Here is an 8,538-nt window from a genome sequence, read left to right as displayed (position 1 = left end):
TGCGAGGCCTGCATGTCGGCCATCGATCCTGCGGCAATGATCTTACCGTTCCCTAAAACGGCAATGCGGTCGCAGGCGGTGTAAAGGCTGTCGAGATCGTGGGTTACCATGAAAACGGTCAGCCCCAAAGTACGCTGCAGGGTCCGTACCAGCTCGTCAAAGTCGCCGGCGCCGATCGGGTCGAGGCCCGAAGTCGGCTCATCGAGGAACACCAGTTCGGGATCGAGCGCCAGTGCGCGCGCCAGCGCCACGCGCTTGATCATGCCGCCGGACAGCTCCGAGGGGAAACGGTCGGCGACCTCCGGCCGCAGCCCGACCATGCCGAGCTTGGCTTCGGTGATTTCGTCGAGCAGTCGCTGCGAGACATTGAGATATTCGCGCACGGGGAACTGGATATTCTGCCGCACGGTCAGCGAGGAAAACAGCGCGCCCTGCTGGAACAGGATCCCCCAGCGCCGTTCGACCCCGCGCCGCTCCGAGACATCGGCCGCATCGAGATCGATCCCGAACACCTCGATGCGTCCGCTGACCTTGGGGACCAAACCGATAATGGTTCGCGTCAGCACCGACTTGCCGGCGCCGGACGGACCGACAAAGCCGAGGATTTCACCGCGCTTCACGTCGAGATTGAGCCCGTCCAGAACCTTGGTGGTCCCGAAATGGACCGAGATATCGCGGACCCGGATGATGGCGTCGGACATTTCAGGCGCCATCGTTACATTCCAATCGAAGCGAAGAAGATCGCAAATACGCCATCCATGACGATAACGAAGAAAATTCCCTGCACCACCGAGGAGGTGGTGTGTTGCCCGAGCGATTCGGCGCTGCCCTCGACCGCGAGCCCCTCGACGCAGGCGACGATCCCGATCACCGCCGCCATCACCGGCGCCTTGATCAGGCCGACGGTGAAGTGATCGATCGAGATGGCGTCGCGCAGCCGCAGCATGAACGCTTCGGGATCGATACCGCCATAAAGCCACGCCACCAGGCCACCGCCCACCAAGGCCGCCATGGCGCCGAGAAAGGCCAGAATCGGCAGCCCGATGACCAGCGCTAGCATCCTGGGCAGCACCAGTACCTCGATCGGATCGAATCCCATGGTGCGCAGGGCGTCGATCTCCTCGCGCATTTTCATGGAACCGAGCTCGGCGGTGTAGGCGCTTCCGGACCGGCCCGCCACCATGATCGCCACCAGCAGCACGCCGATTTCACGCAACACCAGCACGCCCAGCATGTCGACGACGAAGATGTCCGCACCGAATTGGCGGAAATGAAAAAGGCCCTGCTGGGAGATGATGCAGCCGATCAGGAAGGTGATGAGCCCAACGATCGGGACCGCATGCCAGCATACCTGCTCAAGATGATGCACGGTTGAAGTGAGGCGGAAGCCGGACGGATGACTGATGACCCTTCCGGCCGCGGCGAGAACGGCGCCGAGCATGTCGATCAGTCCGACGATCGTCATGCCGAAGCCGACCATGTTGCGGCCGATCTGTTCCAGCATGCCGGTAACCGTTACCGGTGTGGGGTCGGGCGGGGGTGCTGCCTTCACCCGGCGCACTTCGTCCACCAGACTTGAATAATTGACCGACAGCCCGGCGATTTTGGCCTCGACGCCGCCCTGGGTGAGGCTGCGGCGTAGCCGCTCGATCAGCCAGGCGCCGAAGGTGTCGAGTTTCGAGATCTGCGAGACATCGATGAAAATGTTGGGCCGGCTTCCCGTCAGTTTTTCGGCGTCGGCAACGATCTGCTCGAGCACCGGCGCAAAGCGGGCAGTCCACGTACCCGCGGCGCACAGCGCAAGTCCATTGCCCCGGGCAATCCGCTCCAATGTCGGGTCACCGTTCACGATGCCAACTCCTGTGCCGATTCTCCGCTATTCATGCAGGGGAACGATTCAATCCGCGCTGTCGCCTTGTAGAACATGTCCCTAACCAGCCATAGTTGGTTGCGCCGGGCAACCCTTCGGTTCAGAATCCGCCAGATATTAAAATGACTTCCTTTGAATCGCCAAAGCTTGTTGCCAAAATCGAACGCTGGCCGATCGCGGGCAGCTTTACCATCAGCCGCGGCGCCAAGACCGAGGCGGTGACGGTGGTGGCGGAAGTCAACCATGGCGGCCATACCGGGCGTGGCGAGTGCGTTCCCTATGCCCGCTATGGCGAAACCCCCGAGGCGACCTTGGCCGCCCTCGCTGCGATGCTGGAACCCGTGGCGCGAGGGCTCGATCGCGAGGCCCTGCAAGCCGCAATGCCCGCGGGCGCCGCCCGCAATGCGCTGGATTGTGCGCTGCTGGATCTGGAGACCAAGGCCAGGGGCGTGCGGGTCTGGGACCTGCTTGGACGTCCGGCGCCACGGGCCTGCACCACCGCCTATACGATCTCGCTGGGGTCGCCGGAAGCGATGGCGGCGGCAACCGCCAAAGCCGCGCACCGGCCGCTGCTCAAGATCAAGCTCGGCGGCGATGGCGACGGGGCGCGGATCGCTGCGGTGCGAAAGTCAGCTCCGGAGTCGGAACTGATCGTCGATGCCAACGAGGCATGGACGGACGCCAATCTCGAGCAGAATCTCGCGGAATGCGCCGAACTCGGCGTCACGCTGGTTGAACAACCGCTTCCCGCGGGCAACGACCAGGCGCTGGCACGCATCCGCAGGCCACTGGCCGTCTGCGCCGACGAGAGCGCGCATGATCGCGCATCGCTGGACGGACTGCGCGAGCGCTACGATGCCGTCAATATCAAGCTCGACAAGACCGGCGGATTGACGGAGGCGCTGGCGATGGCCAATGCGGCGCAGGCACTGGGATTTGAAATCATGGCCGGCTGCATGGTCGCGACCTCGCTTTCCATGGCCCCGGCGATGCTGCTCGCGCAGCAGGCGCGCTTTGTCGACCTCGATGGTCCGTTGTTGCTGGCGCGCGACCGCGACGGCGGATTGCGTTACGACGGCAGCACCGTCTATCCACCGGACGCGGAGCTGTGGGGTTGATCGGCCAGCCGATGGCGCGCCGACCACATCACAATAGCGCCCGACAGCGCCATCGCGGCCATCATGTAGTAAACGTCCTGGCCGTGCCGGGCGTAGATAACACCGGATAAAATCGAAGCGCTGCCGGTGACCATGCCGGCGCAGGCCGCGAGATAACCCTGCCCTCTCGCCATCACATGGCCTGGCACCTGGCGCACCAGCAAGCCCATGGTACCAATCTGGGTCAATCCGTAGGTCAGGCCGTGCGCCGTTTGCACCACCGCCAGCACAGCCACCGAAGGTTCCTGCGCCGTGATCAGCCAGCGCGCGACGGCGCTGAGGCCGCCGATCATCATCAGCACCGCCGGCGACAGCGTGAAACGCGGTGACAGCGCGAATACCACGATCTCGGCGAGCACCCCCAATACCCATAAAGCGGCGATCGTCAGCCCGCCGAGGCCGGACGCCTGCCAGGTGATGGAGGAGAACGTGTAATAGGCGGCGTGGCTGCCTTGAATCAGCGCCGCCGCCAGGATGATGGCGAGAAAACCGCGATCGCGCAGCAACGCGCTAGCGCCATGCCCCGCCGACGGAGCCGTCCTGGGACGATCCAGAGGTTGAAGTCCGAGGCCAACGAGGGCGCCGAATCCCGCCACCGCGGCGATGACCCAGATCAGGTGCCGGGCTGCGATGACATCGACCAACAGCCCGCACCCCAGCGCTCCCACCACGAATGCCGCCGAACCCCACAGCCGCAGCGGTCCGTAATTGAGTCCGTAACGCGTCATACCCCTCAAGGCATAGGCGTCGGTCAGCGGCACCATTGGCGTCCATATGCAGGCGGTGAACGCGAAGGCGAGGAATACCAGCAGCGGCCGATGCTGGGTGCCGACAGCCAGGAAGCCGAGCGCGCTCAGAAAGGCCGTGGCGATCAGTGCGCCGCGCACCGACTGGCGCCGTTCGGCAAAGCCGGTCACCAACGGCAGGGTCGTGAACCGTGTCACGGAAGGCACGGCCGTGATGATCCCGATCCACGAAGCGTCGATCCCGACCGCCTTGAGCCACACCGGGAAGAACGGCAGCTGGGTGCCGACCAGGCCGAACAGCGTGCCGTAAAACAGTGCCAGCCGCGTCGCGAATCGCTTCGCTGCTTCCGGAGAAGCGATGGGGATTTGTGATTCGGGCGGCATCAATTCAATTGCGATTCGCTTGATATCGTGATGATCGTTATCGCAACGCGCGATGATTTGCGCGGATGAGTTTACCATGGCCGACGAAGCATTCGCCCTGTCTCCGATATCAGCACGCGCAACCCAGCCGCGCGAAGAAGACTATGAAGCGATCAGCGATGCGTTCATGGAGACGTCGCGCGGCCGTTGGTTTCTCAACGAATACGCCAAGCGCAACCGCAACGCCGACACCCGCATGGTGCTCGATGCGGTGGCGCGGATCGAGGAAAGTCTGGCCGCCCAGAAGCAGCCGGCCCCGGAAAGCGGCTTGCCAGAGGCGCTGGCCGCTATCCGGCACGCGATCGATGAGGCCAGGGCCGCGGCATCGACCGCCCTCGAAGGCCTTGCGGTGGAGGAAAATCTGGCGCCGGTCCGCAAGGGCGCCCGGGTAATCCGGGAGATCGCCTGGCGGCTGCGCGAAATCGGCGCCGACGGCCGGATTTGCGATCTGATCGATTCGCAAGTCGGCACCATTGAAACCGGCTGCGCCCAATTCGCCTCTATCGATCCAGCGGCGGCTGTCGGCGCCGCCTTCGATCTGATCGAGCGGCGGATCAGTGAGCTTGGCGACGGCGATGCGGCATACCCACAGGCTGCCGAATCGGCTGCACCGCCGCCGGCTCCGGCCCCATCGGATGAAATGCCGGCCGCGCCTTCGGAAGCCGAAGGTCCAACTGCGGAGGACGACGCGGTGCTGGACATGGTGGCGTTTGAAATGGCCGCGCCCGATCCTGCCGATACCGATATCGACGAAGCTTACGCCGCAGGGTTACCGCCTGCCGATCCCGAAGGTATCGCCGAACTGCATGAGCCAATGCCTGCGACGCCGCAGCCGATCCCGCCCTCTCCTCAACTATCGCTTGGTTCGACACTTATCGCCAATGGCATCGTGCGAAGGCCCAATGCATCGGCCGCCGACCCGCTGGCGCCGATCCGGCGCATGAGCCAGGCCGAGAAGATCGCATTCTTCAGCTGATCAGTTTCGCGAACATATCGGTGTCGACGTTGCCGCCCGACAGCACGATCACGACATTCTTGCCGCCGACATCGATGTGGCCGGCCAGAAGGGCGGCGAGGCCGACCGCGCCACCGGGTTCGACCACCAGTTTCAGCTCCCGGAAAGCAAATCCGACCGCGGCCGCTACTTCCGCGTCCGAAGCGGTGATTCCCTGCGTCAGCAGCCGCGCGTTGATGGCGAAGGTGATTTCACCGGGGATCGACGCCATCAGCGCGTCGCAGATGGTGCGGCCTTCGGCGCGGTGCGGTTCGCGTTTTCCGGCCCGCAGCGAGCGGGTATGATCGTCGAAACCTGCCGGTTCGGCGACGATCAGCACCGCCTGCGGATAGCGCGCCTTGATCGCGGTTGCCACCCCGGCGATCAAGCCACCGCCCGAGGCCGGCGCCACCACGATATCCGGCGCGAGGCCAAGCACCGCCATGTCCTCGGCGATTTCGCGCCCCACCGTGCCCTGCCCGGCGATGACAAGCGGATCGTCGTAAGGCGGCGCCAACGTCGCGCCGCGCTTGCCGGCGATGTCGCGGGCGATGGCTTCGCGGTCCTCGCGGTCGCGATCGTACAGCACCACCTCGGCGCCATAGCCCTTGGTGCGCTCGCGCTTGGAGAGCGGCGCATCGGCCGGCATCACGATGGTCGCGCGCATCTTCAGGATCTGCGCTGCCGCCGCCACGCCCTGGGCATGGTTGCCGGACGAAAACGCCACCACGCCGCCGGCGCGCGCGGCGGGCGGGATCGACGACAGCTTGTTGAACGCGCCGCGAAACTTGAAAGAGCCGGTCCGCTGCAGCATTTCCGGTTTCAGGAACACGCGGGTTCCGACCCGCTCGTTGAGAACCGGCGGCGACAGCAACGGCGTTCGCACTGCGAACGGCGCCAGCACGCGCGCGGCGGCGTCGATGTCGGCGGATGTCACAGGCAGAACCGGAGCGTTCATGCCGTAACTTGTATCGCGTAGTCCGACACCCGGGCAAGACGCCTGAGCCGGATCAGGCGATCAAACGCGGTTCCTTCACTGCAAATTGTACCGCATCGTCCCGGTCGAGCGGGCGCACATTGCCGGTATGCTGGACGAAAGCCCGCGCCGAGGCTTCCCAGGTATGCCGTTCGGCAAAGGCACGGCACGCTTGCGGCGAAATTGTCGTCGCGGCCAGGCACGCAATCCTCAAATCGTCGTTCAGCGCGCCGACCAGCGCCGAACCGATCACGTCGCGGGGGCCGCTCACCGGAAACGCCGCGACCGGCAGGCCGCTGGCGAGGGCCTCGAGAAGAACCAGGCCAAAGGTGTCGGTCTTGCTCGGAAACACGAAGACGTCGGCGGCGGCATAGGCTTCCGCCAGCTCTTCGCCCTGCAGCGCGCCGAGAAACACGGCTTGCGGGTATCTGCGGGCCAGCGCCGCGCGCGCCGGCCCATCGCCGACCACCATCTTGGTGCCGGGTAGATCGAGGTCGAGAAATGCCTCAAGATTTTTTTCGACCGCCACGCGGCCGACGCAGAGAAACACCGGACGCGTCAGACCGAAATCGACGGGGCGCGGATGAAAATGGCTGGTGTCTACGCCGCGCGGCCACAGCACGACATTGCGAAAGCCGCGCATGCGCAATTCGCTGGCGAGCGCCGGCGTCGCCGCCATCACCGCCTGGCTCGCGCCATGGAACCAGCGCAGCGCCTTCCAGATCCACGCTTCGGGAACCGGAAAGCGCGCGGAAATGTACTCCGGAAAGCGGGTATGAAAGCTCGTGGTGAACGGCAACCCGTGCTTGCGGCAATAACGCCGCACCGACAGCCCGATCGGTCCTTCGGTCGCGATATGAATGCTGTCGAGGCGCGCCTGTTCTATCAGCCGCGCTATCTTCGTCCGCACCGGCAGAGCCAAACGCAAATCCGGATAGCTCGGCATTGCGAGCGTGCGGAACGACAACGGCGTGAGGAAACTGACTTCGACGCCGAACGCCTTTGCGGCTTCCGCCATCATGGTCAGCGTCCGCACCACGCCGTTGACCTGAGGGTGCCACGCGTCGGTCGCGACCAGGATGTGCATCAGGCGGCCCGCGCCGTGACGGCGGGAAGCGGCGCGGTCCGGCGCAGCGGATCGGTCCAGGTGATGATTTCAAAACGGCCGTCTTCGTGCTCGGCGAGCGCGGTGCAGCTTTCGACCCAGTCGCCGCAGTTCATATAGGTGATGCCATGCTCGTCGCGGATGGTGGCGTAATGGATATGGCCGCAGATCACGCCGTCGGCGCCATGACGCTTGGCTTCGGCGGCCAGCGTGCGTTCGAAGGCGCCGATATAGTTCACGGCGTTCTTGACCTTCAGCTTCGCCCACTGCGACAGCGACCAGTAGGGCACGCCGAACCAGCGCCGGAACGCGTTGACGATCCGGTTCGTCTGGATCGCGAAATCGTAGGCCTTGTCGCCGAGATGGGCGAGCCAGCGCGCGTTCTGCACCACGAGATCGAAGATGTCGCCGTGAATCACGAGATAGCGCCGGCCATCGACACCCTCATGGATGGCGTTTTCGACGACGTCGATGCCGCCGAAATGCGTGCCATAATAGTTACGCAGGAATTCGTCGTGATTGCCGGGGACGTAAATGACCCTGGCGCCCTTGCGGGCCTTGCGCAGCATTTTCTGCACGAAGTCGTTGTGCGATTGCGGCCAGTACCAGTTGGATTGCAGCGCCCAGCCGTCGACGATATCGCCGACGAGATAGATGGTATCGGCATCGTGGCTGCGCAGGAAGTCCAGCAATCGTTCGGCTTGCGAGCCGCGGGCTCCGAGATGGACGTCGGAGATAAACAAAGTGCGAAAACGCCGTTCAGGACACTCTTCACTCATAGCGTCACTTCCCATGCGCGAGCACCTAGCAGAAATCCATGACAGCGTGATGACGGCTCATGGAACCGATCGCTCGAAACAACCAGCCTATGGATACCGAGCGGGTCCACGTTTCGCCGCCCGCGAATCAGTGACCTGCTTGCGTCATGGCGATATCAGCCCCGTGCGACAATCCGGCGACAGGCGGCTCCAATCGTCGTCCCTGTTGACGTTCGCAGGGACGGCGCGTTGATTGAGTGCACGGTGCAGCTCCAAATGAAGCCGTCATGCTCCGCGAAAGCGGGGCATCCAGTACGCCGCGGCTTCTCGGTTCAATCATCGGCGGCTCTGGAATACTGGATCGCCCGCCTTCGCGGGCGATGACGAGAAGATACACTTCTGCGTTCCCGCGGCGCGATGCGACCGAGTCATGCATTTATTTTCCGCCCAAAGAGGGCGTGGGGAATGCCGGGCGCACGATGCACCCGCAGCCCGGCAGGGCAGAAAAA

At 64.3% G+C, this 8,538-nt stretch carries 8 protein-coding genes; 2 read left to right on the top strand and 6 right to left on the bottom strand.

Annotated elements, in window-relative coordinates:
- Nucleotides 1–713, bottom strand: a 713-nt coding sequence (locus tag E7813_RS19725; RefSeq protein ID WP_291576762.1) for an ATP-binding cassette domain-containing protein, incomplete at its 3' end; no start/stop codon positions are given.
- A 2-nt stretch (nucleotides 714–715) separates the two neighbouring features.
- The gene (locus E7813_RS19720) at nucleotides 716–1,849 is read right to left on the bottom strand and encodes an ABC transporter permease (protein WP_291576760.1); all 1,134 of its coding nucleotides are present in this window, start codon (nucleotides 1,847–1,849) and stop codon (nucleotides 716–718) included.
- A gap of 143 nt (nucleotides 1,850–1,992) precedes the next feature.
- Between E7813_RS19720 and dgcA the strand changes: the two genes are divergently transcribed.
- Nucleotides 1,993–2,988 carry an N-acetyl-D-Glu racemase DgcA gene (gene dgcA, locus E7813_RS19715; protein ID WP_291576758.1) on the top strand — a complete coding sequence of 332 codons (996 nt, stop codon included), beginning with the start codon at nucleotides 1,993–1,995 and terminating at the stop codon, nucleotides 2,986–2,988.
- Here the strand turns inward: dgcA and E7813_RS19710 are convergent.
- On the bottom strand, nucleotides 2,958–4,157 hold the full coding sequence (locus tag E7813_RS19710; RefSeq protein ID WP_291576756.1) for an MFS transporter: 1,200 nt from the start codon (nucleotides 4,155–4,157) through the stop codon (nucleotides 2,958–2,960). The two genes, dgcA and E7813_RS19710, sit on opposite strands and share 31 nt — an antisense overlap.
- A gap of 76 nt (nucleotides 4,158–4,233) precedes the next feature.
- Here E7813_RS19710 and E7813_RS19705 point away from each other — a divergent pair, with 76 nt between their 5' ends.
- Nucleotides 4,234–5,172, top strand: a complete 939-nt coding sequence (locus tag E7813_RS19705) for a hypothetical protein (protein ID WP_291576754.1) — start codon at nucleotides 4,234–4,236, stop codon at nucleotides 5,170–5,172.
- On the opposite strand, the gene E7813_RS19700 is transcribed toward E7813_RS19705, so the two are convergent.
- The 3 genes from E7813_RS19700 to E7813_RS19690 are packed head-to-tail and all read right to left on the bottom strand — an operon-like array spanning nucleotide 5,165 to nucleotide 8,065.
- Entirely contained in the window at nucleotides 5,165–6,148 is a 984-nt protein-coding gene (locus E7813_RS19700) for a threonine/serine dehydratase (protein ID WP_291576752.1), read from the bottom strand. The two genes, E7813_RS19705 and E7813_RS19700, sit on opposite strands and share 8 nt — an antisense overlap.
- 52 nt (nucleotides 6,149–6,200) lie before the next feature.
- A complete protein-coding gene (locus E7813_RS19695) occupies nucleotides 6,201–7,253 on the bottom strand; it encodes a glycosyltransferase family 1 protein (RefSeq protein WP_291576749.1) in 1,053 nt (350 codons plus the stop codon).
- A complete protein-coding gene (locus E7813_RS19690) occupies nucleotides 7,253–8,065 on the bottom strand; it encodes a UDP-2,3-diacylglucosamine diphosphatase (RefSeq protein ID WP_291576748.1) in 813 nt (270 codons plus the stop codon). Before E7813_RS19690 ends, E7813_RS19695 begins: the two co-directional genes overlap by 1 nt.
- Between the last annotated feature and the right edge of the window lie 473 nt (nucleotides 8,066–8,538).

It is taken from the genome of Bradyrhizobium sp. (genome assembly GCF_004799405.1).
Taxonomy (GTDB): Bacteria; Pseudomonadota; Alphaproteobacteria; order Rhizobiales; family Xanthobacteraceae; genus Bradyrhizobium.
This window is presented reverse-complemented; position numbering and strand designations above follow the sequence as displayed.

Bases quoted from the DNA above. Each gene is read 5' to 3' on its own strand.
- dgcA (WP_291576758.1), top strand. From the start codon at position 1,993: ATGACTTCCTTTGAATCGCCAAAGCTTGTTGCCAAAATCGAACGCTGG.
- E7813_RS19710 (WP_291576756.1), bottom strand. From the start codon at position 4,157: ATGCCGCCCGAATCACAAATCCCCATCGCTTCTCCGGAAGCAGCGAAG.
- E7813_RS19705 (WP_291576754.1), top strand. From the start codon at position 4,234: ATGGCCGACGAAGCATTCGCCCTGTCTCCGATATCAGCACGCGCAACC.
- E7813_RS19700 (WP_291576752.1), bottom strand. From the start codon at position 6,148: ATGAACGCTCCGGTTCTGCCTGTGACATCCGCCGACATCGACGCCGCC.
- E7813_RS19695 (WP_291576749.1), bottom strand. From the start codon at position 7,253: ATGCACATCCTGGTCGCGACCGACGCGTGGCACCCTCAGGTCAACGGC.
- E7813_RS19690 (WP_291576748.1), bottom strand. From the start codon at position 8,065: ATGGGAAGTGACGCTATGAGTGAAGAGTGTCCTGAACGGCGTTTTCGC.